Below are 24,515 nucleotides of genomic sequence, written 5' to 3'. Positions count from 1 at the left end.
CGTGAAGCTCACGACGCTCCGTCCGGAGCAGGCTTCGTACATCGGTGTCGAGGTCGACGGCCCGTACAAGCCCGACCACTACCGCTACTGACCCCTCAGCCCTACGAGGTGATCGCCCAGAGACCCCCTGGAGAACCGCTAGAGACGAGGCCCGGTGACGTGGCTCGTGCGGCGAGGGGCTGCCTACGCTGCGGATGAAGGCCGTACCCGACGGTCCTTCCGCAGCCACCCCCCACCGGAGAGCGCCGCCACCGCCGCCACCGTGCGGACCCCCACCACCGTCCGCACGCGACCACTCCCTCATGACGAGAACGACGAGCACCACACCACCACGCAGGCCACGACAGACGGGACGAACATGACGAACACGACCCTTGTGATCGGCGGCACGGGCAAGACCGGGCGGCGGGTCGCCGATCGGCTGTCCGCCAAAGGGCTCCCCGTACGCATCGGATCGCGCTCCGGCACGCCCCCCTTCGTCTGGGAGGACCCCGCGACCTGGGACGCCGCCCTCGACGGGGTGAGCGCCGTCTACATCACCTACTACCCCGACCTCGCCTTCCCGGGGGCCGCCGAGACCGTCGGCGCGTTCGCGAAGGTGGCCGTCGCCAAGGGGGCGCGCCGCCTGGTGCTGCTGTCCGGGCGCGGCGAGGAGGGCGCGGTCATCAGCGAGGACAAGGTGAAGGAGTCGGGCGCGGATTGGACCGTCGTCCGCGCCAGCTGGTTCAACCAGAACTTCAGCGAGAGCTTCTTCCACGACCTGGTCATGGCCGGCGAGATCGTCCTGCCGACCGGGGACGCGGTGGAGCCCTTCGTGGACGCCGACGACATCGCGGACGTCGCCGTCGCCGCGCTCACGGACGACAAGCACATCGGCAAGACGTACGAGCTGTCCGGCCCGCGTCTGCTCAGCTTCGGCGACATCGCCCAGGAGCTCGGCAAGGCGACCGGCCGCACCATCACGTACATCCCCGTGAGCGTGGACGAGTACCGCCAGGCCCTGGAGGAGAACGGGCTGCCCGTCGAGTTCGCCGACCTGTTCGGGCTGATCCTCGACGGCCGCAACGCCCACCTGGTGCACGGGGTCGAGGAGGCCACCGGCCGCAAGCCGAAGGACTTCGCCGACTTCGCCCGGGACGCCGCCGCCAGCGGTGTCTGGAACGCCTGACCGACACCGGGACCCGTGGGACGGGCGGCCGCACACCGCGGCCGCCCGTCCCTGTCCCCGTACCCCCCTCGCATGAGGAGGCACCCATGACCGCTGCCGAACCGATGACGAGCGAACACCTTCCCTCGCTGCCCGGACACTTCCACGGATTCGCGCTGATGCACATCGCGATGCGCCGCGACGCCGCCCGCCTCGTGGCCGTCGCACGCTCCGGGCCCGGCGCCCGCACCGGCGGGACGGTCACCTGGTGGCACAGCCTGCGCGAGGTGATCGACTGGCACCACCACAGCGAGGACGCCGTCCTCTGGCCCGAACTCCGGCGCGCCGTCCCCGGCTTCGACCGGGCCGCCGACGCCATCGACGGCGACCACCAACGCCTCGACGCGGCGATGGACGCCGTCGGCGCCGCGCTCCGCCCGGGCGCCGACCCCGGCGCGCTGCGCCCCGCGGCCGACACCTTCGCCGCCGTCCTGCGCGACCACCTCGCCGCCGAGGAGCGCATCGCCTTCCCCGCCTTCACCGCGCTCGGCGCCACGCGCTACGCGTCCGTGGAACGGCGGTTGCTGCGGACCGCGCCGCCCGGCGTGCTCGGCCGCCTCCAGCCCTGGATGTTCGACGGGGCCGACCCGGCCTCCGTCGCCCACGTCACCGCCACCATCCCACCGCCCGTACGGCTGCTCGGCCGGACGGTGCTGCGCCGCCGCTACGAACGGCTGCTCGCCCCCGTACTACGCCCCGTATCGCGCCCCGAGGAGAAGCCATGACCGCGCCGACCACCTCCCTGCCGGCCCTGCCCGGGGGACGCACCGAAGCCTCGCTGTACGCGGCCACCATCGCGATGGGGCTGAGCGCGGGGCTTTACTTCGCGTTCGACGTGTCCGTCATGCCGGGGCTCGACCGCACCGACGACGCGGCCTTCGCGAGCGCCATGGGACACATCAACGACGCCATCGAGAACGGCTTCTTCGGGCTCGTCTTCTTCGGGGCGTTCCTGGCCACCGGGGTCTCCGGCGTCTCCCTGCGCCGCCTCGGCCACACCCGCGCCGCCCGCTGGACCTGGGCGGCGCTCGCGCTGTACTCGGCGGCCGTCGCCGTCACGATGAAGGTCAACATCCCCCTCAACCGCCGGCTCGCCCAGCTGACCGCGGAGGCGTCGGGCGCCGAGATCGCCGTGATCCGCGACCGCTTCCGGGGCGCCTGGACCCCGGCGAACGCCGCCCGCACCCTGGCCTGCACAGCAGCCCTGGCGTGTCTGGGCCGGGCGCTCACCCTGCGGGCCCGGGCCTGATCCATACGTGGAAGGGCGGCCGGCCCCCGCCCGGGACCGGCCGCCCTTCCACGTGCGCCGCGCTATCCGTGATCGCGCGTCAGTTCACTGACCGCGCCCACCACCGTCTGCGGCGCCTCCAGGGGCAGCATGTGCCCCGCGTCCGGCACCTCCTCGAAGCGTGCCCGGGGCATCGCCTCCGCGACGACCCGGCCGAGCTTCGGTGCGATCACCTTGTCGGCGGTGCCCGCGAGGACCACCGCCGGCACGGTCACCGACACCAGGGCCTCGCGCAGGTCCATGCCCCGTGAGGAACGGAACGCCTCCGCGCGCACCGCGGGCCCGGCCGCCGCGAACATCTGGCGGTTCACCTCGCTCAGCCGCCGGTCCGCCTTCGGGCCGAGCATGTTCTGCCCGAGGAGCTTGCGGCCCAGGGCCGGCCGCGAGACGGCCCGCTGGAACAGCGCGCTGCCCATCATGCGGACCTCGCTGTCCGGCGTGTCCTGGTCGTGCGCCGCCGTGGCCAGCAGCACCAGGCCGCTCAGCGCGGCGGCGTTCCGGTCGTCCGACGCGGCGTACGACAGGGCGGCGAACCCGCCCCCGGAGTGCCCGACGACGACCGCGTCCGGCGCCTCCACATGGGCCAGGACCGCGGCCAGGTCCGCCCCGAGCCGGGCGATCCCGAAGGGCTCGGCACCCTGCGAGGAGGCGCCGTGGCCCCGGAGGTCGTAGGAGACGACGCGGTGACCGATGCGGATCAGCCGGTCGGCCACCGTGCTCCACACCCGGCGCGACGCGCCCCAGCCGTGGACCAGCACCACGGTCACGCCGGTCGGGGGTGTGAGCGGCGGCAGGACGGACACCGCGAGGCGTGCCCCGTCGTCGGTGCGCACCTGCGTCTCGGTCGCCGGCGCGGCGGCCACCGTCTTCATCGGGTACTTCCCTCCAGCTTCCGGGCCCCGGCCGCCTCACCGGTCCGTACAGCCGGAGCGCTCTCCGCCGCGAGGATCTCGCCGAGCCGGACGAACGCCTTGCTGGTGGCGGTGGAGTGCTCCGCGCCGATGTCGGCGACCTTCGCGAGGAGCTTCAGGAAGCCGTTCGGCCGGCCCACGAAGTGCATGCCGACCTTGGTGCGGCCCCCGTCCAGCGGTTCCAGGACGAAGTCGCTGGTGCCCCGGAACACCCCGGCCACGTAATCGACCGACAGCAGCCGCTGGGGCTCGACGGCCCGGGTGCGTGCGGTGAACCGCAGCTTCGGACCGCCCTTGTCGACGCCCTTGGTGTGCACCGTGACCGCGACCTCGCCGCCCACCTCGTCCGGCGAACCGGACACGGTGGCGAAGGTGTTGGCCGGCACCCACCAGCGGCCGGCGCCGCGGAACTCGGCGATCAACGCCTCCCACACCGCCTCCGGCGGCGCGTCCACGATCGCCTCGTCGATCAAGTCGTAAACAGTCATGCCGATTCTCCTGTCGGGGTGTTCCGGATGGCGGTCCGGGTCTCGCCGGCCGGGGCGTCCCGGATCAGCCGAAGAAGCCCTGACCGGGGGTGAGGATGCCCGCCGGGTCGTAACGCCGCTTCGCCGCGACGAGGACCTTCCAGCGGGCGCCGAAGTGGGTCCGCCAGTCCGCCGAGGTCATGTTCGGGATCGCGCCCACCAGATACCGCTTGGCCCCCAGCGCGACCGCCTTGTCGTACAGGCGGCGGTTCTGGTCCAGCATCCGCGCGATGTCCGCGCCCGGGGCGGGGAAGCGGAGCACGTCGCACAGGTACGCGGTCGGCTCGGAGGGCTGCACCGACAGCGGGCGGGTCAGCTTCGACGTCGGGTACGGGTAGTAGAGCAGGAAGCCCGCGCCCAGGTCCTCGCCGTTCAGCTCGGCGGTCAGCAGATCCGCGAACGCCTTCGCCTTCGAGGCCGGGACGAACAGGCTCAGCCACGGCTTGGGCTGGCCCCAGAAGTCGTTCTCCTTGAGCCACGCCTCGTCGCCGTCGGTACGGAACACGGCCTCGCGGAAGGACAGGTCCTCGATCGTCGCGGACGCCCGCTCGTCGTGCAGGCCGGTGAGCAGCGCGGTGCGGTTGGGCGGGGTGCCGCCCTTCCAGTACGCCTGGCCCTCCAGCTTGTACCACCAGCCGGAGTCGTCCGGGGTGCGGGCGATCTCGCCGACCTGGCCCTCGAACCGCTTCTCGGCCAGGAGCTTCTCGGAGTCGGCGAGGAACGTGGCCACGTCGTTGTAGTACAGGGTGAAGACGGTCATCTTCGGCGGTGCCGGGATCAGGGCGACCTCGGCCCGCACGATGATGCCGACCTGGCCGCCGCCGCCGAGCGCCGTGTTGAACAGATCGGCGTGGCAGCTGGGGCTCGCCGTGATCAGCTCGCCCGCGCCGGTGACGATGTCGATCGACTTCACGGTGTCGATCTGCAGCCCGTACCGCGCCACGGTGGAGCCGATGCCGCCGACGCTGAGCGTGCCGCCTATCGACAGGTGCAGGTAGTCGGTGAGCGCCGGCGGGGTCAGGCCGCGGGCGAGGGCCGCGTCGGTGAGCTGGGCCCAGGTGACGCCGGCCTCCACCACGGCGGACGAGGAGCCGATGCGTACGATCTTCGTCAGACCGCGCGCGTCGATCGCGATGCCGCCCTGCGGCACCTGCGCCTGGCCGTAGCAGGAGTGCGACTCCTCGTCGCCGTTCTGCCCGCCGCGGCCGTTCATCGCGATCTTCAGCCCGTTGGCCCGGGCGTAGTTGACCATCTTGACGATGTCCTGCACCGAGCCGGGACGCAGCACCGCCCAGCACGCGCCGGACACCATGTGGCCGAAGTCGTGGTTGAACGTGGAGGTGACACCCGCCGAGGTCTCCAGCGTGCCGTCGAGCGCCGGCAGGCTCGCCGCCGTATGGGCGAAGGAGTCCGACTCACGTGCCCACGCCTGGTGCGAAGTGCTCCAGCCGATGACCGTGGCGGCCGCCATGCCCCCGAGGATGCTGCGCCGCGTGATGGGGGTGCTGCTGCTTCTCATTCGGTCTGTCTCCCGTCCATTACGTGTGGTTCAGGGCCGGCAGGCCGGCGCCCGCGAGGGTGGCGAGCTGGTATTCGGAGGGCGTGAAGTGCTTGGTCTGGCGGCGGAAGCGCCAGGTGTACGTCGGCCAGATCGACGGGTTGCGCCCGTGTGCGTCGAGGTACCAGCTCTTGCAGTTGCCTGCGTTCCACACGGTGCCATCGAGGCGGGCCTGCAGCCGCTCGTTCCAGTCGTCCTGGACCGTCCTTCGAACCTCCACCGAGGCCAGGCCCTTCCGGTCCATGACCTTCAGCGCGTCCAGCACGTAACCGATCTGCGCCTCGATCATCACGACCTGCGAGGAGTGCCCCAGGGTGGTGTTCGGGCCGAGCAGCAGGAACAGGTTCGGGAAGCCGGCCACGGTGGTGCCGCGGTGCGCGGCCATGCCGTGCTCCTGCCACACCTCGCGCAGCGACCTGCCCTCGCGGCCGGTGATCCGCCCGGCGACCGGACGGTCCGTGGCCTTGAAGCCGGTGCCCAGGATGATCGTGTCGACCTCCCGTTCCGCCCCGTCGGAGGTGACGATCGAGTGGGCGGTGACCTTCGCGATGCCGTCGGTGACCAGGTCCACGTTGGGCTGCTGGATCGCCGGGTACCACGTGTTGGAGAACAGCAGGCGCTTGCACGCCATCACGTAATCCGGCGTCAGCTTCGCGCGCAGCGTCTCGTCGGCGACCGACTTCTTCAGGTGGTCGCTGGCCATCTTCTGCATCTTCCCGGCGACCTTGGGCCGCTTCATCACGAACGCCAGGATCTCCCGGCCCCACATGTTGAAGTTGCGCCGGAAGTTCTGGTAGCCGGGGACCCCGCGCAGCAGCTTGGACTGGAGCGGGCTCGTCGCCTTGTCGTTCTTCGGGCCGATCCACGGCGGGGTGCGCTGGTAGAGGTCCAGGCGCCCCACCTCGGGCTGGATCTTCGGCACGAACTGGATGGCCGAGGCGCCGGTGCCGATGACGGCGACGTTGCGCCCGCTCAGGTCGTGGTCGTGGCGCCAGCGGGAGGAGTGGAAGACGGTGCCCTGGAAGTCGGCGAGGCCCGGGATGTCGGGGACCGCCGCCTCGCTGAGATAACCGGTGCCGCTCACCAGGACCTGCGCGGTGTAGTCGCCCTGCGAGGTCTCGATGTGCCAGCGCCGGGTCGTCTCGTCCCAGCGGGCCCCGAGCAGTTCGTGGCCGAAGCGGATGTGCGGACGCACCCCGAACCGGTCGGCGGTGTCCCGCAGGTACGCGTACAGCTCGTCGCGCTTGCCGAACGTGGACTTCCACTCCGGGTTCTGCGCGAACGAGAACGAGTACAGGTGGGACATCACGTCGCAGGCAGCACCCGGGTAGGAGTTGTCCCGCCAGGTGCCGCCCACCTCATCGGCGCGTTCGAAGACGAGGAAGTCGTCCACGCCCTTCTGCAGCAGCCGGATCGCCATGCCGAGGCCGGAGAACCCGCTGCCGATGACGGCGACGCGCAGATGCCGCTGCGGTCCGCCGCCGCCGGCCGGGCGGCTGTCCTCGTCGCTGCGCGGCGGCTCAAGAGTGCTCGTCACGTCAGCCTCCTAGCGGCGCGCGATGGTGACGCGGAAGTTGTTGAAGAACTTGTCCTCGAGCGTGTACGCGAAGATGTCGAGGTAGCGCTCGAAGCGGGCCACGACCTCCTCGCCCTCCATGGCGACGGCCTCGTCACGGCGCTCGGCGAGCAGCTTCAGCCAGGCACGGCAGGCCACCGCGAACGACTCGCGCTCGTTGACGATCTCGACCACGTCGAACAGGCCCTCGGCGGCCTGCGTCAGCTCGTGCAGGTGCGGGATGTGGCAGTTCTCGAACTCCGAGCGCTGCAGGAACTTCAGGTCGTCGAGCAGCTGCCGGTTCATCGGCAGCGCCTCGGCGGTCATGGTGTGCAGCACGAAGTGGGCGCCCGGCTTCAGGGCGGCGCCGACCTTCTGGAAGAACACCCGGTACTTCTTGGTGCGCTCGCGCGGCGGCAGCGTCGAGGAGACGAAGTGCTCCAGGGCGTTGATGCAGAACGCCGCGTCGTACGGGTCGTCGGTGGTGTGGTCCTCCCAGGACTCCACCCGCGTGGTGATCCGCGGGTTGTCCAGGCCGGCGATGAACTGCTCCTGCGTGCGGCTGAGCGTCAGCCCGACCGCCTGCTCGACGCCGTGCACCGTGGTGACGCGGTTGAGCATGGTGCCCCACCCGCAGCCCACGTCCAGGACCCGGCGGACGCCGGCCGCTCCCGCGAGCTCGACGAACTTGTCCAGCTTGCGCTCCTGGGCCTCGTCGAGGGCCTCGGTGAGACCCTCGCCCTCCTCCCAGTAACCGCCGGAGTACATCATCGTCGGGCCCAGCAGGAGGCGGTAGAAGTCGTTGCTCACCTCGTAGTGGTGCCTGATCGCGTCGACCTCGGGGACCGACTGGTTTGCAACCGTGGTCATCTTCGTCCTCAACTCCCGTCGGGCTCATGCTCATGGCGTGGTGCCTGCGATGTCATCGCGAGACGAAGAAAACCCCCGCGTCGCAAGAGACGTGCAACACGGCGGGCGCTCCGGCTGTTGCGCGCCGGTTGCGTGCGTACGGGTTCCATGCGTCTCGAAAAGGCCAAGCCCCGCGGAGGAAGGACCTCACCTCATGTCTCTGCCCACCATCGAAGAACTGGCGAGCCAGCTCGAGGCCGTGTCCGGTGCCCAGAAGGTCGACCCGGACCACCCGCTCCAGCACATCCCGGACGTGGACTCGCTGGACCTCATGGAGTGGCTGTACGGGTTCCAGAACAGCTACCCGGACATCCCGGCCGACGAGTCGCTCTTCGCCGACCTGGACGACACCACGACCCTGCGCCACGTCTACGACCGCATCCTGGCGCTCGTGCCGGCGCAGGCCTGAGCGGGCGCGCATGAACGGCTTCGACATCACCGGATGGGGCATATCCGTCCCCGAAAAGGTGGTCACCAGTGCGGAGCTCGCCGAGCGCTTCGGCGTGGACGAGCACTGGATCACCAGCCGGTGCGGGATCAGTGAACGGCGCGCCGTCGGGCCCGGCCAGACGACAGCCTCGCTGGCCGTCGAGGCCGGCCGGCGCGCCCTCGCCAAGGCGGGCCTGAGCGGCGGCGACATCGCTCATCTGATCGTCGCCACCGCCACGCCCGAGCAGCCCTCGCCGGCGACGTCCGCGTTCGTCCACCACGAACTGGGCATCGCCGGCAGCGCGCACGACGTCAACTCCGAGTGCGCGGGCTTCGTCTACGGGCTCGTCTCCGCGATGGCCCTCATCGCGATCGACCCCCGGCCGATCCTGCTCATCGGCTCCGACACCCACACGCTGACCGCGAACCCCGCCGACCGGGACCTGTCGATCCTGGTCGGGGACGGCGCGGGAGCCGTCGTGCTCGTCCCGGCGGCCGACAGCAACGTCCTGGCCTGGAACCTGGGCGCGGACGGCAGCTGCACCGGCAGCCTCAAGGTCCTCGCGGGGGGCAGCCGTATGCCCACCACCGAGGAAACGGTGCGCCAGGGTCTGCACTACGCGCAGATCAACGGGAACGAGATCTATCTGAACGCCGTGCGGTACACCGTCCGTACGGTCCGGGAGACGCTGAAGAACGCCAAGGTCGAGGCGGCCGACGTACGCCACGTCATCCCGCACCAGGCGAACATCCGCATCATCAACTCGATCCTCAGCCACACCGGTCTGCGGCCCGAGGCCCTGGTCGCCAACCTGCACAAGTACGGGAACACGGCGTCCGCCTCCATCCCGATCGCCCTGGCCGAGGCACTGGACGAGGGCCGCATCGAGAACGGCGACCTGGTCCTGTTGGCCGGCTTCGGCGCAGGCATGACCTGGGGCTCCATGCTCCTCGAATGGCGCGGAGGGACACGATGAGTACGCAGAAGCCCGCCGGCACCCGGCCCGAGCACCCCGTCGCCCTGGTGACGGGCGCCTCCGGCGGGCTCGGCCAGGCGCTGGCGATCGAACTGGACGCGCTCGGCTGCAAGGTGGCCGTCCACTACAACAGCGCGAAGGACGCCGCGCTCGCGGTGCAGGAGAAGCTCACCAACGACTCCGTCCTGGTCACCGGCGACGTCGGCTCGTACGAGGCCGTCACGGCCATGCACGCGCAGATCGCCGAGCGGCTCGGCCCGGTCGACGTCCTCGTCAACAACGGTGCGATCCGCCGTGACCAGGTCATGGCGATGCAGAAGCCCGAGGACTGGGCGGCGGTGATCCAGACCAACCTGATCGGCTCCTTCCACACGGCCCGGGTGTGCGTCCCGCACATGCTGCGCAAGCGGTGGGGCCGGGTGATCAACGTGGTCTCGCCCTCGGGTCTGATCGCGACGGCCGGACAGACGGCGTACTCCGCGTCCAAGGCCGGCCTGATCGGCTTCACCCGGACCCTGGCCGCCGAGTGCGGGCGGCGGGGCGTCACGGTCAACGCGCTCTCGCCCGGATTCATGATCACGGGAATGACGCAGACCCTCCCCGACCACGTGGTGGAGTCGATGGAGAAGAAGGCACCGGTGCCCCGCTTCGTGACCGTGGAAGAGGTCGCGCGCAGCTCCGCCCTCTTCCTCGACCAGGACTGTATGACCGGCCAGGTCATCAGCATCGACAGCGGCGTCACCATCACCTGATATCCACCCCGTGGGGGGCTTTCCCCGGAAAGCCCCCCACGGGAAATGGATTCCGCATGAAACGTCCGCGGAATGCTCCTGCGAACCGGATTTCGCAGGAGCATTCCGCGGACGTTTCCCTGCCCGCGCCAGGGCCTACGCGGCCGGCGGGAGCAGGGGCTCGTACGCGCTCATCAGGAGCGGGTCGATGGCGGCCGGACCGCCGTAGGGGGTCACCGCGCGGGGCGCCTCGCGCGCCGGGTCGGGCTCGCGGAGCAGGCCCAGATAGAGCGACTGGGTGGACGGGGCGGGCTCGATGCCGAGCTCGTCCGACAGGAGTTCGCGCAGCTGCTGGTAGACGCGCAGCGCGTCGGCCCGGTTGCCGGCGGCGGCGTGCGCCGTCATCCGGCAGCGGTGCGCGCTCTCCCGGAACGGCGCCCTGCGCACCGCCTCGTCGGCGTACCGCAGGGCGTGGTGGCTGTTGCCGAGGGCGGCGGCCGAGGCGCTGGAGAGCTCCAGGGCGCTCAGGCGTACCGCCTCGATGCGCTCGCGGGTGGTGTTCACCCACTCGCCCTCGTGGGCGGGCAGGAAGGCGCCGCGCAGATTGGCGACGGCGCCGGAGGCCAGTTGCAGGGCCACCGCGTGCGCGCCCTCCCGGCACGCCTGCCGGGCCTCGGAGACCGACGCCTCGGCCGTCTCCACATCGGTCAGCGCGTCGCTCGGCAGATGCAGCAGATAGCGCCCGCTCTGGGCGACCAGCGGCGTCTCGCCGGGCTTCTGGTGCGCGCTGGTGACGAAGGACCGCACCCGGCTGACGACACTGCGCAGCGCGGACGCCCAGGTGTCGGGCAGCCCCTGCGGCCACAGCGTGTCCGCGAGCTGGTCGCGGCTGGTGCCTGCGGAGCGCTCCAGGACGAGCCGGGCGAAGGCGATTTGGGCCTGCGCGCTCGACAGGTGCCGGGGCGGTTCCGCCTCGTGCTCGATGCTGACAAGTCCTACGAGCCGGATCAACACGTCGACACTCCCCCTGCGGCGGATCAGGAACCGAGCGGGGAACACGGCGCCGTTGCTTTCACGTTGCGCCGTTCAGTTCTCGCCATTCCCCGTGATGTCGACGTGACCTTCGCAGGGGTGTTCAGGCCGTGTCAATTGAGCCCGGGAACATACCGGGGGGAATGAGTGGAAGCCCAAGTTCCGCTGAATCCGGGGGTCATGTTTCTTCCCTTCTCCATGCGTTCACCAGGGGATTTCTAGTGAATCCCGAGCGGCTTCGAGCGTAATTCAAGAAGGGCTCCGGCTCCCTTGTTGCGGCTCCGTTGCGGAGCGCGGCGTAGAAATCCTGTCATGAATAGGCCGTCCGCCGGCCGACTGAATCAGTCTGAGGAGACCCACGTGAACGCAACCGGAGGTTGGGAACGGCTGGCGCCGAAGCTGGCCGTCACGAACAGGCGCGTGGCGGCACTGGAGTCCGAGCCGGAGCGCCGCAACAGTTTCGTCTCCTACACCGTCGAGCGGGACAGCGCGTACGCCGATCTCGACGGACAACGGCTGCTGATGATGTCCGGCTACAGCTATCTCGGTCTGGGCGGTGACGAACGCGTCGTCGCCGCCGCCAAGGCCGCGCTCGACCTCTACGGCAGCGGCAACCACGGCGTGCGCGCCCTGGCCGGGACGATTCCGCTGCACGAGGAACTGGAGGCCGAGGTCGCGAGCTTCGCGGACCGCGAGGCGTCCATGGTCTTCAGCTCGGGCTACGCGGCCAACGTGGGCACCGTCGGCGGTCTCGTCGGCGCGGGTGACACCGTCTTCATCGACAAGTACGACCACGCCTCCATCGTGGACGGCTGCCGGCTCTCCGGCGCCACCGTCACCCGGTTCCGGCACAACGACGTCGACCACCTCGACCGGCGCCTGGCCGCCGCCTCGCCCGACGGGGTGCGGCTCGTCATCGTCGACAGCGTCTACTCCATGGACGGCGACATCGCCCCGCTGCCCGAGCTGCGCAAGGTGTGCGACGAGCACAACGCGCTCCTCATGGTGGACGAGGCCCACGCGCTCGGCGTCATCGGTGCCACCGGGCGCGGCATCGAGGAGCACTTCGACCACCGGGTGAAGGCCGACATCAAGCTCGGCACCCTCTCCAAGGGCATCCCCTCCATGGGCGGCTGGGTCACCGGACCCGCCGAACTGATCGGCCACCTGCGCTACGCCGCCCGGCCGTTCCTCTTCTCCGCCGCCCTCGCCCCGGCCCAGGCCGCGGCCGCCCTGGAGAGCCTGCGCATCCTGCAGCGCGAACCGGAGCGGGTCACCCACATCCAGCGCGAGTCCGCCCGCCTGCGCGCCCTGGTCAACGCCCAGGGGCTGCGCACGCAGGACAGCGTGACCGCGGTGCTGCCGCTGATCGCCGGCTCCGACGAGAAGGCGTACGACCTGGCGACCACCTGCCGCCGCAACGGCGTCATCGGCATCCCCGTGGTCACCCCGGCCGTCCCCAACGACCTGGCCAGGCTGCGGATCGCGGTGACCGCGCGGCACACGCCCGAGGACATCGACTTCGCCGCCGACGCCTTCATCAAGTCCGCCCGCGAGTGCGGCATCATCCCGGCCTGACCGGCCGGTCCAGGCCCCGGGACACCGGACGGAGACGAGACCGAAGATGACAGCCGCAGCCTCCCGCCGCACCCCGGTGGTGATCACCGGGATCGGTGTGGTCACCCCGGCGGGGTGCACCCCCGAGGCCCTGTGGGCCGCGCTCCGCGCCGGCCGTTCCACCGCAGCCCCGCTCGACCACCTGGACCTGACCCGCCACCGGGTCCGGATCGGCTGCCGGGTCAGCGGACTCGACACACAGGGCCCCGACGCGCTCGTGTCCGCCAAGGACGCCCGGCGCATGGACCCCTTCGCGCTGTACGGCACCACGGCCGCGCTCGCCGCCCACCGCGACGCCGGCGCCCCGGTGCCCGAGCCCGGGCGCACCGCGATCGTCGTCGGCAACGCGGTGGGCGGCCGCGCCACCAGCGACCGCGAGTCCGCGCACTACAGCGAGGTGGGCCCGCACCGGGTCAACCCGCTGATGCCGCTCCTCACCATGCCGAACGCGGCGGCCGCCCAGATCGCCATGCGCCTGGGCTGGACCGGTCCCGCGACCACCATCGCGACCACCTGCGCCAGCGGCGTCGACGCCATCGGGCACGCCACCGCGCTCCTGGAGTCGGGCCAGGCCGACGTGGCGATCGCGGGCGGCTGCGAGTCCACCCTGACCCCGGTCACCCTCGCCGCCTTCGGCAACCTGAACGCGGTCTCCGGGCGCAACGACGACCCGGCGCACGCCTCCCGCCCGTTCGACCGGGACCGCGACGGGTTCGTCATGGGGGAGGGGGCCGGCTTCGTCGTCCTGGAACGCCTGGACGACGCACTGGCCCGGGGCGCCCGCACCTACGCCCGGATCGCCGGGTACGCGGCCACCTCGGACGCGTACCACCTGTCGATGCCGCTGGCCGACGGGGCCGGTGCGGTCTCCGCGATGACCGGCGCGCTCACCGCCGCCGGGCTCGCCCCCGACGAGATCACGCACATCAACGCGCACGGCACCTCGACCCCGCACAACGACCGCGCCGAGGCCACGGCCCTCGCCAAGGTCTTCGGCTCCGACGGCCCGCCGGTCACCGCCTCCAAGGGCGTCATCGGCCACCTCATCGGAGCGGCCGGCGCCGTCGAGATCATCGCCGCCGTCCAGGCCATGCGCGCCCAAGAGGTGCCGCCCACCGCCAACCACGAACACCTGGAGCCAGGAATGGAGATCGACGTGGTGCACACCAGTCCACGGCCCGTCGCCCTGGGACCCGCGCTGTCGAACTCCTTCGGCTTCGGCGGCCACAACGCGAGCATGGTGGTGGCGCCGGTATGACGACCACCGCCCAGACCACTGCCCAGTCCACCGCCCGGCCCCGCACCGCGATACGCACCCTCACCGCCGACGAGGTGGCCGCCTTCAGGACCGCCGTCCGCGCGGACCTGCCCGCCGCCGAGCAGCCCGGCGCCTCGCCCGTGCACGCCTTCGTCCTCGCGCACACCCTCGCCGACGCGACCGTACGCGACCTGGCGGCGGCCGAGCCCGAGCCCGTCTCCGTCGTCCACCTCGGCCAGGACATCCGGATCGAGCAGCCCCTGCTGCCCGGCGAGCAGATCACCGTCGGCCTCGACGTGGTCGGCGCCCGCCGCGAACCGAGGGGCACCCGCGTCGCCGTCCGGGCCCGTCTCACCGGCGCCGACGGCACCCCGCGCGCCGAACTCCTCACCAGCGCCCTGCTGGTGGGCGCCGCCGCCATCGAGCCCTTCGGCCAGATCCCGTCACCGGCCGCGCCCGCACCCTCCGGCGGCGCCGGTGAACCGGCCGCCGCCGAGCACGTGCTCACCCCCGCCTGGATCCGCGGCTACGCCCACGCCTCCGGCGACCTCAACCCGATCCACCTGGACGACCGGGCGGCCAAGGACGCCGGTTTCCCCAGCGTCATCGCGCACGGGATGAGCGTGCTCGCCCTGGCCGTCGAGGAGATCGCCGACCGGTACGCGGACGGCGACGTCACCCGCGTCCTCGACGTCAGCGGCCGGTTCTCCGCCCCCGTGGTCCCGGACGTGCCGCTCCGCATCGAACTGGCACCGGACGCCGACCGCACCCTCGTCCGCTTCACCTGCCGCACCCCCGCGGGCATCGCCGTGAAGAGCGGCTGGGCCCGGCTGGCCGGACGGCGGCCATGACCGGCCGGGGCGCCACCACCGGACTGCTCCCCGGCTTCCTCACCCAGGTCCGCGAGCGCCCCGACGCGCCCGCCCTGGTCTGGCACGGTGAGGAGACCAGCTACCGCGAGCTGTACGAGAGCGCCGGCCGCGAACGCGAGCGCCTCGCGCTGCTCGGGCTGCCGGCCGGTGAACCCGTCGGCATCCTCGCCGAGAAGTCGCCCGACGCCCTCGCGCTCGTCCTCGGCTGCCTGCTCGCCCACCGCCCGTTCCTGCTGCCCTCCCCGCACCTCGGCGAGCAGCTGCTGACCCAGCTGTTCGCCCAGGCCGGCTGCCGGCACGTGCTGGCCCCGGGCGGTGAACCGCGGAGCGTGCCGGTCCAGGCCCGCTCGGCGGCGTACCCGGTGCCTCCCCGTACCGCCTTCATGCTCACCACGTCCGGCTCCACCGGGCTGCCCAAGACCGTCCCGCTGGACGAGGGCGCCGTGGACCGGTTCGTCACCTGGGCCGGGCCCGCCTTCGCCGTCGCGCCGGGGACCACCGTCCTCAACTACGCGCCGCTCAACTTCGACCTGTGCTTCCTCGACGTGTGGACGACCCTCGCGCACGGCGGCCGGGTCGTCCTCGTGGACCCGGACAAGGCCGTCGACGGACGCCATCTGCTCGACCTGCTGCTCCGGCACGACGTCGAGATCGTCCAGGCGGTGCCGATGTTCTACCGGCTCGTGCTGGACGCCGCCCGCCGGGCCGGCGTGCTGCTGCCTTCGGTGCGCCGGGCCGCCTTCACCGGTGACGTCCTGCCCGAACGCACCCTGGCCGAGCTGCGCGACGTCCTGCCCGCCGCCCGCCTCACCAACATCTACGGCTGCACGGAGACCAACGACAGCTTCACGTACGACGTCGACACCACGGCCATCGTCTTCGGCCCGCTGCCCATCGGCACCCCGCTCCCCGGGGTCTCCGTGCTCGTCCTGGACGCCGACGGCCAGGAGGTCACCGGCCCCGGCGCCGGCGAGCTCCACGTGAAGACGCCCTTCCAGACCGCCGGCTACCTCGACCCGGCCCGCAGCCGGGGCCGGTTCACCGGCCACCCGCTGGGCCACGACGACGGCACCTGGTTCCGCACCGGCGACCTCGTACGGCGCGACGCCGACGGGCTGCTGTACCTGACCGGGCGCAGCGACTTCCAGGTCAAGGTGCGCGGCGTCGCCGTCAACACCGCCGAGATCGAGCAGGTGCTGCTGAGCCACCCCGCCGTTCTGGAGGCCGGTGTCGCGGCGCAGCCCGATCCGCTCACCGGCAAACGGCTCGTCGCCGGGGTGCGGCGCGCCCCCGGCAGCGGCCTCAACAGCCTGCTCCTGAAGGAACACTGCGCCCGCGCCCTGCCCAGGGCCGCCGTGCCCGGCGTTCTGCGGATCACCGATGAACCGCTGCCCAAGACCGCCACCGGAAAGGTCGACCGCACCGCGCTCGACCGGCTGCGCGGACCGTCCCCGGCGCCGGACCACTCCCGCCGGCTGACCACCGTAGAAGGAAGGACGTCATGAGCAACACGGCCACCATCAAGCAGTTCCTGATCGAGGAGTTCCTGCCGGACCTCACGCAGGACGAACTCGCCGACGACCAGGACCTGCTGTCGAGCGGAGCCATCGACTCGCTGGGCCTGCTCAAGCTGATCGCCTGGGTGGAGGACCGCTTCGGTCTCGCCGTGGACGACACGGACCTCGACCCCAACAACTTCCGCAGCGTCACCGCCATCGACACCTTCGTGGCGAACGCGCGCCAGGGGGTGAACGGCTAGGGGCCTTTCGTTTGGGCCATGCCGGGCTCGCGGGCCCTGGCACCGCGCCTCGCGGCGTTGTCGTCCATCACCAACGCTCCGCGTTGATTCAATCCTCCGCCTTGCGATGCACGGCACCAGAGCCCGCTCCCTGATCCGGCCTGACCCAAACGAAAGGCCCTACCATGCACGACGCGCTCACCGGCCTGCTGGCGCGGCGCACGGTGGCCGAGCACGAGACCTGGCGGTCTCTGTGGGACCGGCTCGGCGACGGCACGCTCCCCAGGGAGCAGGCCGTCGCCCTGCTGGCCTCGCTGACCACCCGGCTCCCCGACCCCGCGACGCTTGCCGCCCTGCACGGCACCCTCCTGGAACGGCGCCCCGCGCGCCCCGGGCCGGCCTGGCCCGCGACCGTCAACGTCGTGGGCACCGGAGGCGGTCCCGCCACCTTCAACGTCTCCACCGCGGCGGCCTTCGTCGCGGCCGCCGCCGGGGTGCGTGTCGTCAAGTCCGGCTCCCGGGCCTACACCTCCAGCCTCGGCTCCGTCGACCTCCTCGAACGCCTCGGGGTCCGCCTCACCTCCTCGTACGAGCAGACCGAGGAGCACCTGGAGCGGGACGGGATCGCCTTCACCGGGCCGTTCGTCTACCCGGTCGAGCTCGCCCGGCTCGCCCGCCTGATCGCACCGGTGAGCATGAAGCCGTTCGGGCGGTTCCTCAACGCGCTCGGCCCCCTCCTCGCCGATCTGCCGGTCACCGCCCAGGTCACCGGGGTCTCGCACACCATGCCCCTGGACGACCTGCGCCGCCTCGCCGCCACGGTCACCGGCCGTACGGTGTGGCTGACCAGCAACGACCGGGGCGCCGACGAACTCCTCGGCTTCGCCCGCAACACCGTGCACATCGCGCGGGGCGAGGACCAGGTCCTGGAGCCCGGCGCGCTGATCCCGGCGGACGGCGGTTTCGAGGCGCTGGCCCCCGCGCCCAAGGACGCGGCCGTCGACCACTTCCTGGCCGTGCTCGCCGGGCGCGCCCATCCGGCGGCCACCCACACCGTCCGCCTCAACGCCGCCGCGCTCGCCCTCGCGGCCGGCCACCACACCACCTGGCGCGACGCGCTCGACGCCACGGACGACGCCGTCACCAGCGGGGCCGCCGCGGCCCTGGTCGAGCGGCTGCGCTCCCGGCGGACCGCGGCGACGGCGGGGGCGGTCCGCCATGGCTGACTTCTTCACCGGGAGCGGACCCGGCCGGCCCGGGCTCACGCTGTTCCTCAACGCGGGCGACCCGCCGCTGGACGAGCTCGCCGAGGTCGTGCACATGCTCGACGAGGAGGGCGTCGACTGCCTCGAACTCGCGGTGCCCTTCCCGGACTCCTTCACCGACGGGCCGGTCGTACGCCGCTCCGCCCGCCGCGCCCTGGACCGGGGCACCGGCCTGGACGACGTCCTCGGCTTCGTCGCCCGCGTCCGGCCGGGGCTGCGGCGGCTGCGGATCGCGCTGCTCGCCGACTGGAGCCACTCCCTCAAGCACCGGGACCTGGGCGCGGCCGTCAAGGACATCACCGCGTCCGGCGCCGACGGCCTCCTGGTGCACGGCCTGCCGCCCCGGCTGCGCGACGCCTACCGCGAGGCCACCGAGGCGGCCGGCACCGCCGTCGTCACCACCTGCTACCCGACCAGCCCGGAGGAGACCCGGGCCCGGGCGGCCCGCGAGTCCTCCGCGTACGTCTATCTGGTGGCGCACTACGGCCGCAGCGGCACCGCGCCGCCCGCCGGGCACGCCGCGCTCGCCCCGGTCGTCGCCGGGCTGCGGGCCCACACGAACTCCCCGATCGCCGTCGGCTTCGGGGTCAGTACGCGCAGCCACGTCGCGGCGGTCGCCGCGAGCGGGGCCGACGCAGCGATCGTCGGTTCCGCGGGCGTGGCGCGCGTGGAGCAGGCCCTCGATGAGGAGGGCTCCGCCACCACGGCACTGCGCGACTTCGTCCGGTCGCTCCAGCCCGGACCGGACGAGACCAGTACGGCCAATACCCCTATCCGAACAAGGAGTTGACCATGATCATCCGTGACCTGGAGACCGTCAAGAGCGTCGACTGGGGCAACGGGCTCAGCCGTCGTTTCCTCACCGAGTCCGACGGCGTCGGCTACTCGATCACCGACACCACGGTGAGAGCCGGCACCAAGTCCCGCCTGGAGTACCGCAACCACCTGGAGTCCTGCTACTGCATCGAGGGCTCCGGCGAGGTGGTCGAGCTCGACGGCACCGTGCACCCCATCACGCCGGGCCGGCTGTACTCCCTCGACGAGCACGACGCGCACTACCTCGTCGCCTCCCCGCACGAGGACCTGCGGCTCGTCTGCGTCTTCACCCCGGCGCTCCAGGGCGACGAGGTGCACAGCCTCGACGCGCACACCTCCTCCGCCTACTGATCCGCACGGCACCCGCACCTCTGAAAGGGGTCCCAGTGATCCGCTGGAACACCGACCAGGCCGACCTCAGGGCCGGCCTGGCCCGGTGGGGCGAGGCACTCAGCGCCGACCACATCGCCCAGGACGAACGAGCGGAGTTCTCCTGGGAGAAGTGGAAACTGGTGCGCCGGGCCGGCATCCTCGCCCTGCCCTTCGCCGAGGAGCACGGCGGCCTGGGCCAGTCCCTCCTCACCACCATGTACGTCCTGGAAGGGCTCGGCGAGCACTGCCGTGACGCGGGCCTGAACTTCTGCGTCACCACCACGCTCGCCAGCACGGGCGTCCCCCTCATGCGCTTCGGCACGCCCGCGCAGAAGGCGGAGTACCTTCCCCGGATCAGCTCCGGCGAGGCGATCGGCGCCCATGCGATCACCGAGTCGGAGTCCGGCAGCGACGCGATGGCCATGGCCACGCGCGCGGAACGCGACGGCGACGACTTCGTGCTGAACGGAAGCAAGTGCTTCGTCAGCAACGGGCCCGTCGCCGACGTGTTCGTCGTGTACGCCCGCACCCACCCCGACGGCGGCGCCCTCGGCGTGACCGCGTTCCTCGTGGACCGGAACACGCCGGGCCTGACCGTCGGCAGGCCCGTCAAGAAGATGGGCCTGCGCACCTCCCCGCTCAGCGAGCTGTACTTCGACGACTGCCGCATCCCGCGCGACCGGGTCCTCGGCCGGGTGGGCGGCGGCTTCATCGTCCTCGACTACGTGATGAAGCGGGAGATCCTGCTCTCCTTCATCGTGAACGTGGGGGAGATGCAGCACCGGTTCGACCGCTGCGTCGAGTACGCCCGCAGCCGCCGGTCGTTCGGAAAGACGATCGGCTCCTACCAGTCCGTCGCCAACAAGATCGTGGACGCCAAGATCGGCCTGGAGTCGGCCAGGAAGTGGCTGTACGACACCGCCGAACGCCTGGAGGAGGGCGAGGACGTCACCGAGGACCTGGCCATCGCCAAGCTGATCACCAGCGAGGCCAACCTCGCCGGCTCGCTCACCGCCGTCCAGGTCTTCGGCGGCCACGGCTACATGAGCGAGTACGGACTGGAGATCGACGTCCGCAACGCCGTGGGCGGCACGATCTACTCGGGCAGCAACGAGATCCAGTACAACCGCATCGCGTCCAAGCTGGGCCTGGGCCGATGACCACCCTGTCCCCACCGCACACCCTCAAGGTCTGCGGCGCCACCAGCACCCGCGACATCGAGGTGCTGGCCGGCGCCGGCGCCGGGCTCGTCGGCCTGTGGCACGGCGTCCCCGGCGGCCCCGCCGACCTGCCCGAGCACGAGGTGGCCGCCCTCGCGGCGGCCGTCCGCGCCACCGGCACCCTGCACCCCGTCCTGGTCACCTTCCTCGGTGACCCGGACGCGGTCGCGGGCATCCTGCGCCGCACCGGCATCCGCACCGTCCAGCTCCACGCCTACCAGCCGCCCGCCACCGTCCGCGCCCTGCGCACGGCACTGCCCGACGCCGTCATCGTCAAGGTGCTGCACGTCGCCGACGGCACCTGCCCGGAACGCCCCCTGATCGGGGCGTACGAGCGGGCCGGCACCGACCTCTTCCTCATCGACGCCACCACCGCCGACGGCCGCGTCGGCTCCACGGGGCAGCGCCTGGACGAGGAGACCGTCCTCCGCCTGGCCGAACGGTTCACCCTGCCGTTCTGGCTCGCCGGCGGACTCGACCGGACCAACCGGTCCGCGTACGAACGGGTCCTGCGCCACCCCCGGCTGCGCGGCATCGACGTCGACACCGCGGCCCGCGGCGGCGACGGCCGCTTCGGCGCACCCGAGGTGGCCGCGCTGGCCCACGCCTGGGACACCGGGCCGGGCCACCCCTCCCCCCGCACTCCTTCCGCCACGGACACCCCGACCACACGGCCTACGGAGCAGCCATGAGCCTTCCCTTCATCGAGTCCCTGCTGTCGGCCCCGCAGCCCCTGGTGATGGAGGTCAAGCGACGCGACGCGTTCGGCTTCGACCTCATCTCAGGACACACCCCCGCGGAGATCGTCACCGCGTACGAGAAAGCCGGGGCGCCCTGCATCTCGGTCGTCACGGGACGCTGGTTCGGCGGCACCCGCGAACTGCTCCGCGATGTCGCCCGGCTGACCGAACTCCCCTTGCTCCAGAAGGACTTCATCACCCGCAAGGACCAGCTGGAGACCGCGCGGGAGCTCGGCGCGTCGGCCGTCCTGCTCACCGCGGGACTGCTCTCCGCCTCCGCGCTGCGCGGGCTCACCATCGCGGCGCTCAGCGCGGGCCTGACCCCGTTCGTCGAGGCCACCACCGAGGCCGAGATCGCGTCCGTGCCGCACGCCGACGAGTGCGTCATCGCCGTCAACAACAAGGACATCAAGACCCGGGAACGCGACCGGGGCGACCTCGCCCGCAGCTTCGAGCTGCTGCCCGCCCTGCGTGCGAGCGGCACCCCGTGCCCGGTGAGCGCCAGCGCCATCGACAGCCCGCAGACGGCGGCGCGGCTGCTCGACGCCGGCTACAAGGGCCTCCTCGTCGGCACCGCCCTGCTGCGCAGCGGCGACCCCGGCGAGTGGCTGCGTACGCTGGAGAGCAGCCGGCAGACCGTACGCCCGGCCCTCCATACCTCGTGAGTGCCGGCACCGCGTGAAGGGGGCTCCGTGGCCACGGAGCCCCCTTCACGTTTCACGTCCTCAGGACACGACGCGGTTGACCAGCTGGTCGCGGACCCGCGCCGGGATGTCGGGGGCGAACCGGCGCAGATAGTGGTCGATGTGCCGGTCCGCGCCGACCAGGAACGGCAGGTCGAACACCAGCAGCCGGCGCACCGCGAGCAGCGGCACCGGTGAGCGCAGCGGAGCGAAGTCCTCGTTCCACAGACCCGGTTCGGCGCACAGCGGATGGAACTGGCCGATCATCAGCCCCTGGGCCACGAAGTCGTCCTTCGCGTCCGCCTGCAACAGGTCCAGGTCCGCCGGGTCCGCGTGGTCGAGCTCCGGAAGCACCATCAGCACGGTGAGGAGTTCCCGCTCGTCCTCCGGAAGCTCCGCCGCCAGCCGTTCGTACCAGGTGCGCAGCGCCTCCACGGCACCCGGCAGCGCGGCCGGGGTGCTCTGCGCGGGCACGGCGAGCAGGAACCGGCCGGCGCGCAGCGAGGGCTGGGTGTACGGGCACACCGGACCGCTGCGGCCCAGCTCGGGATGGCTCGACACCAGGAAGGTCCGGCTCCACTCCAGCACCTCGCGCAGCGGCCCGAGCTGTCCGGCCGGCACGAGACCCCGGTCCACCTGACCCGGCGTGTAGATCTGCAGCCGGCTGTCGCCCCTCATCGCGGCTCCCGCCACATCGGCCGGAGGCGTGGCCCGCCGTCCGGCAGCACGATGTCCTCGCCCAGCCGGACGAAGCCCTGCCCGCGCGTCGACGCCTCGCCGCCGGGCGAACTGGCCTCCGCGTACGCCCCGCAGCCCGCTGCGTCGGCCTCCCGCAGCACCTCGGCGACGAGCGCGCCGAGCAGCCCCCGGCCGCGCGCGCCGCCGCGCACCGCGCCGAACGACGCGTAGTAGTGCGGGGCGGCCGGGTGCCGGGACGCCTGGAGCTCGGCGATCAGCGCCAGCGAGGCGGCCTCGCGGACACCGAGGACGTCCTCGAATCGCCCGGCGAACTCCTCGCCCCGCGCCTCCAGCTCCGCCTGGGCGCCCGGCGGCGTCCACAGCAGCACGGCGTCCAGGTCCGGGGTGCAGGTCACCGCGTCGTACGCGAACGACATGTCGAGGAACACCCCGAACAGACCGGGCAGCACCCGCGCCCTGCGTTCCGGGTCCGGGGTGATCCAGCGGGTGAGCGGGTCGTCGTGGAACGTCTCCGCCAGCAGCGCCGCGAGGGCGCCGGCTTCGGCTCGTCGGGCGCGCCGCAGAACCGGCCGGGGTGCGGCCGGCAAGGGCGGCGGGAACGTGGACAGGTGGGTCACGAAGTTCTCCTCCCGTTCGATGAGGGGTGTGCCGGGCGCGGCGGTCGGACGCGCCCGGTCGCCGCCAGCTGCTCCACCCGGGCGTGCAGCTGGTCGAGGTGCAGTTCGGCTTCGGGTTTGATCAGGACGCTGCGCATCACCCGGGCCGTGCCGGCGTCGGCCGCCACGTCGGGTCTGCGCCGCGCGAAGTCCGCCGCGTCGGTCCGCAGCACGCTGAGGAACACGGGGTCCCGCTCCGCGTGCATGCCGTCCGTGAGCAGCCTGCCGGACGCGGCGTCGACGGCGGACAGCGTGAGCGGCCGGGTCGCGGGGAAGTAGCTGACGATGTCCAGCTGCGGTGCCTGGTACGTCTCCAGCTCCTCGGACGCCTCGATGCGTTCCGCCCATCCGACGGCCGCGCGGCGGCTGCCGGCCAGGATCTCGCCGAAGCCGTCCCGGGTCAGGGGCAGGAGTTGCAGCGTCAGCCAGAGCGCGGCGGCCGCCGCCCCGGCCCGCGAGCACTCCAGGCTGATCTCGCCCAGGTGCAGTGCGGCCTCGGTGAAGTAGGTGTACGGCGAGTCGTGCGCGAGGTGGCTGCGGGCGGCGGCGTCGTTGAAGAGCACCGCCCCGCACCCGTAGGGCTGGAGGCCGTGCTTGTGCGGGTCCACGACGACCGAGTCGCAGTCCGCGATGGCCCGCCACGGGCGTACGTCGATGCCCTCGGGCCGGTCCGAGCGCCCGAGGAGCGCGTAGAACCCGCCGTAGGCGGCGTCCACGTGCACCCGTGCGCCGTACCGCCGGGCCAGCGGCACCACCTCGTGCACCGGGTCGACCGCTCCCAGCCCCGTCGTCCCCGTGGTCACCACCACCGTGCCGACCCGGCCGGCCGCGAGCAGCTTCTCCAGGGCGTCCAGATCGATGCGGCCCAGGCCGTCGGCGGGCACCCGGTGGCCCTCGATGCCGAGCACCCCGCACATACGGGCGTGCGTGTAGTGGCACTCGGCGCTGTACGCGATGCCGCGTCCGGGGTGCGTCTGGCGCGCCACGTACAGCGCCTCCAGGTTGGCCATGGTCCCGCTCGTCGTCAGATGGCCCAGAGGCGTGCCCCGGAAGCCGAACATGCCGGCGAACAGGTCCACGCACTCGCGTTCCATCTCGGTGGTGGCCGGGCCGCCCTCGGCGGCGTGGTTGTTCGGGTTGAACAGCATCGCCGTGACGTACCCGACGACCGCCGCGGGATGGGGCGGCTTGACCATCTGCCCCGCGTAGCGCGGATGGAAGAACGGATAGTTGTCGTCCAGCCGCTTGGAGAACGTGGCGAACGCGGCGGCGAACTCCTCGTCCCCGACCAGGTGCGAGGGATGCTCCCGGTACGGGCCGAAGCGCTCTCCCCAGTGTTCGGCCACGTCTACGGCACGCGGCAGCCAGTAACGAAGATCCACGGTCGGCCTTCCGGTGGGGGCAGGGGGCAGGGGGCAGGGGCGTGGGGCAGCGGACGGCTCAGGTATACGGAGC

General features: G+C 72.1%; 27 protein-coding genes. 18 read left to right on the top strand and 9 right to left on the bottom strand.

What is annotated here, in order from left to right:
* The 4 genes from ACFZAT_RS31585 to ACFZAT_RS31570 all read left to right on the top strand — a co-directional run.
* The coding region (locus ACFZAT_RS31585) for an adenosylhomocysteinase (protein ID WP_391269035.1) at window positions 1–91 on the top strand (91 nt) is incomplete at its 5' end.
* Window positions 92–358: 267 nt separating this feature from the next.
* Window positions 359–1,168, top strand: a complete 810-nt coding sequence (locus tag ACFZAT_RS31580; protein ID WP_199879221.1) for an NmrA family NAD(P)-binding protein — start codon at window positions 359–361, stop codon at window positions 1,166–1,168.
* Window positions 1,169–1,254: 86 nt separating this feature from the next.
* Window positions 1,255–1,932: a hemerythrin domain-containing protein gene (locus tag ACFZAT_RS31575; protein ID WP_391269024.1), complete on the top strand. Its 678-nt coding sequence runs from the start codon at window positions 1,255–1,257 to the stop codon at window positions 1,930–1,932.
* On the top strand, window positions 1,929–2,456 hold the full coding sequence (locus ACFZAT_RS31570; RefSeq protein WP_391269023.1) for an anthrone oxygenase family protein: 528 nt from the start codon (window positions 1,929–1,931) through the stop codon (window positions 2,454–2,456). Before ACFZAT_RS31575 ends, ACFZAT_RS31570 begins: the two co-directional genes overlap by 4 nt.
* A gap of 62 nt (window positions 2,457–2,518) precedes the next feature.
* On the opposite strand, the gene ACFZAT_RS31565 is transcribed toward ACFZAT_RS31570, so the two are convergent.
* The 5 genes from ACFZAT_RS31565 to ACFZAT_RS31545 all read right to left on the bottom strand — a co-directional run bounded on the left by ACFZAT_RS31565 (window position 2,519) and on the right by ACFZAT_RS31545 (window position 7,916).
* Window positions 2,519–3,367 carry an alpha/beta fold hydrolase gene (locus ACFZAT_RS31565; protein ID WP_391269021.1) on the bottom strand — a complete coding sequence of 283 codons (849 nt, stop codon included), beginning with the start codon at window positions 3,365–3,367 and terminating at the stop codon, window positions 2,519–2,521.
* Window positions 3,364–3,894: an SRPBCC family protein gene (locus ACFZAT_RS31560; RefSeq protein ID WP_391269018.1), complete on the bottom strand. Its 531-nt coding sequence runs from the start codon at window positions 3,892–3,894 to the stop codon at window positions 3,364–3,366. The genes ACFZAT_RS31565 and ACFZAT_RS31560 overlap by 4 nt, the downstream gene beginning before the upstream one ends.
* A gap of 64 nt (window positions 3,895–3,958) precedes the next feature.
* A complete protein-coding gene (locus tag ACFZAT_RS31555) occupies window positions 3,959–5,452 on the bottom strand; it encodes an FAD-binding protein (RefSeq protein ID WP_391269016.1) in 1,494 nt (497 codons plus the stop codon).
* 19 nt (window positions 5,453–5,471) lie between these two features.
* Entirely contained in the window at window positions 5,472–7,028 is a 1,557-nt protein-coding gene (locus ACFZAT_RS31550; RefSeq protein WP_391269014.1) for an NAD(P)-binding domain-containing protein, read from the bottom strand.
* Between the two features lie 9 nt (window positions 7,029–7,037).
* The gene (locus tag ACFZAT_RS31545) at window positions 7,038–7,916 is read right to left on the bottom strand and encodes a class I SAM-dependent methyltransferase (RefSeq protein WP_073969552.1); all 879 of its coding nucleotides are present in this window, start codon (window positions 7,914–7,916) and stop codon (window positions 7,038–7,040) included.
* 193 nt (window positions 7,917–8,109) lie between these two features.
* On the opposite strand from ACFZAT_RS31545, the gene ACFZAT_RS31540 reads away from it, so the two are divergent.
* From ACFZAT_RS31540 to ACFZAT_RS31530, 3 genes are read left to right on the top strand one after another with little or no spacing between them, the layout of a single operon-like run.
* A complete protein-coding gene (locus tag ACFZAT_RS31540) occupies window positions 8,110–8,364 on the top strand; it encodes a hypothetical protein (protein WP_073969551.1) in 255 nt (84 codons plus the stop codon).
* Window positions 8,365–8,374: 10 nt separating this feature from the next.
* Entirely contained in the window at window positions 8,375–9,361 is a 987-nt protein-coding gene (locus ACFZAT_RS31535; RefSeq protein ID WP_330315567.1) for a ketoacyl-ACP synthase III, read from the top strand.
* On the top strand, window positions 9,358–10,113 hold the full coding sequence (locus ACFZAT_RS31530; RefSeq protein WP_073969549.1) for an SDR family NAD(P)-dependent oxidoreductase: 756 nt from the start codon (window positions 9,358–9,360) through the stop codon (window positions 10,111–10,113). The genes ACFZAT_RS31535 and ACFZAT_RS31530 overlap by 4 nt, the downstream gene beginning before the upstream one ends.
* A gap of 135 nt (window positions 10,114–10,248) precedes the next feature.
* On the opposite strand, the gene ACFZAT_RS31525 is transcribed toward ACFZAT_RS31530, so the two are convergent.
* Complete coding sequence (locus ACFZAT_RS31525; protein ID WP_391269009.1) at window positions 10,249–11,106, bottom strand: BTAD domain-containing putative transcriptional regulator; 858 nt, start codon at window positions 11,104–11,106, stop codon at window positions 10,249–10,251.
* Between the two features lie 378 nt (window positions 11,107–11,484).
* Here ACFZAT_RS31525 and ACFZAT_RS31520 point away from each other — a divergent pair, with 378 nt between their 5' ends.
* The 11 genes from ACFZAT_RS31520 to ACFZAT_RS31470 all read left to right on the top strand — a co-directional run bounded on the left by ACFZAT_RS31520 (window position 11,485) and on the right by ACFZAT_RS31470 (window position 21,687).
* Window positions 11,485–12,702: an aminotransferase class I/II-fold pyridoxal phosphate-dependent enzyme gene (locus ACFZAT_RS31520; protein ID WP_073969547.1), complete on the top strand. Its 1,218-nt coding sequence runs from the start codon at window positions 11,485–11,487 to the stop codon at window positions 12,700–12,702.
* A gap of 46 nt (window positions 12,703–12,748) precedes the next feature.
* A complete protein-coding gene (locus ACFZAT_RS31515; protein WP_391269007.1) occupies window positions 12,749–13,999 on the top strand; it encodes a beta-ketoacyl-ACP synthase II in 1,251 nt (416 codons plus the stop codon).
* Window positions 13,996–14,850, top strand: a complete 855-nt coding sequence (locus tag ACFZAT_RS31510; RefSeq protein ID WP_391269005.1) for a MaoC/PaaZ C-terminal domain-containing protein — start codon at window positions 13,996–13,998, stop codon at window positions 14,848–14,850. Before ACFZAT_RS31515 ends, ACFZAT_RS31510 begins: the two co-directional genes overlap by 4 nt.
* On the top strand, window positions 14,847–16,376 hold the full coding sequence (locus tag ACFZAT_RS31505; protein ID WP_391269003.1) for an AMP-binding protein: 1,530 nt from the start codon (window positions 14,847–14,849) through the stop codon (window positions 16,374–16,376). The genes ACFZAT_RS31510 and ACFZAT_RS31505 overlap by 4 nt, the downstream gene beginning before the upstream one ends.
* Complete coding sequence (locus tag ACFZAT_RS31500; RefSeq protein WP_391269001.1) at window positions 16,373–16,630, top strand: phosphopantetheine-binding protein; 258 nt, start codon at window positions 16,373–16,375, stop codon at window positions 16,628–16,630. The genes ACFZAT_RS31505 and ACFZAT_RS31500 overlap by 4 nt, the downstream gene beginning before the upstream one ends.
* A gap of 164 nt (window positions 16,631–16,794) precedes the next feature.
* Window positions 16,795–17,835 carry a hypothetical protein gene (locus tag ACFZAT_RS31495; RefSeq protein ID WP_391268999.1) on the top strand — a complete coding sequence of 347 codons (1,041 nt, stop codon included), beginning with the start codon at window positions 16,795–16,797 and terminating at the stop codon, window positions 17,833–17,835.
* Window positions 17,828–18,664, top strand: a complete 837-nt coding sequence (gene trpA, locus ACFZAT_RS31490; RefSeq protein ID WP_391268997.1) for a tryptophan synthase subunit alpha — start codon at window positions 17,828–17,830, stop codon at window positions 18,662–18,664. The genes ACFZAT_RS31495 and trpA overlap by 8 nt, the downstream gene beginning before the upstream one ends.
* 2 nt (window positions 18,665–18,666) lie before the next feature.
* On the top strand, window positions 18,667–19,041 hold the full coding sequence (locus tag ACFZAT_RS31485) for an ectoine synthase (RefSeq protein ID WP_161209518.1): 375 nt from the start codon (window positions 18,667–18,669) through the stop codon (window positions 19,039–19,041).
* 35 nt (window positions 19,042–19,076) lie between these two features.
* Window positions 19,077–20,222, top strand: a complete 1,146-nt coding sequence (locus ACFZAT_RS31480) for an acyl-CoA dehydrogenase family protein (RefSeq protein ID WP_391268994.1) — start codon at window positions 19,077–19,079, stop codon at window positions 20,220–20,222.
* Complete coding sequence (locus ACFZAT_RS31475) at window positions 20,219–20,974, top strand: N-(5'-phosphoribosyl)anthranilate isomerase (protein ID WP_391268992.1); 756 nt, start codon at window positions 20,219–20,221, stop codon at window positions 20,972–20,974. Before ACFZAT_RS31480 ends, ACFZAT_RS31475 begins: the two co-directional genes overlap by 4 nt.
* Entirely contained in the window at window positions 20,971–21,687 is a 717-nt protein-coding gene (locus tag ACFZAT_RS31470; protein ID WP_391268991.1) for an indole-3-glycerol-phosphate synthase, read from the top strand. Before ACFZAT_RS31475 ends, ACFZAT_RS31470 begins: the two co-directional genes overlap by 4 nt.
* 60 nt (window positions 21,688–21,747) lie before the next feature.
* Here ACFZAT_RS31470 and ACFZAT_RS31465 read toward each other — a convergent pair whose 3' ends face one another.
* The 3 genes from ACFZAT_RS31465 to ACFZAT_RS31455 are packed head-to-tail and all read right to left on the bottom strand — an operon-like array spanning window position 21,748 to window position 24,442.
* On the bottom strand, window positions 21,748–22,383 hold the full coding sequence (locus ACFZAT_RS31465) for a DUF6875 domain-containing protein (RefSeq protein WP_391268989.1): 636 nt from the start codon (window positions 22,381–22,383) through the stop codon (window positions 21,748–21,750).
* Window positions 22,380–23,021, bottom strand: coding sequence for a hypothetical protein (locus ACFZAT_RS31460; protein ID WP_391268987.1), 642 nt, complete (start codon window positions 23,019–23,021; stop codon window positions 22,380–22,382). Before ACFZAT_RS31460 ends, ACFZAT_RS31465 begins: the two co-directional genes overlap by 4 nt.
* Window positions 23,018–24,442 carry an aminotransferase class V-fold PLP-dependent enzyme gene (locus ACFZAT_RS31455; RefSeq protein ID WP_391268984.1) on the bottom strand — a complete coding sequence of 475 codons (1,425 nt, stop codon included), beginning with the start codon at window positions 24,440–24,442 and terminating at the stop codon, window positions 23,018–23,020. The genes ACFZAT_RS31460 and ACFZAT_RS31455 overlap by 4 nt, the downstream gene beginning before the upstream one ends.
* Between the last annotated feature and the right edge of the window lie 73 nt (window positions 24,443–24,515).

The organism is Streptomyces sp. NPDC008163 (assembly GCF_042956885.1).
Classification (GTDB): domain Bacteria; phylum Actinomycetota; class Actinomycetes; order Streptomycetales; family Streptomycetaceae; genus Streptomyces; species Streptomyces drozdowiczii_A.
The sequence above is the reverse complement of the archived record's forward strand: the minus strand, read 5'-3'. Positions and strand labels throughout refer to the sequence as shown.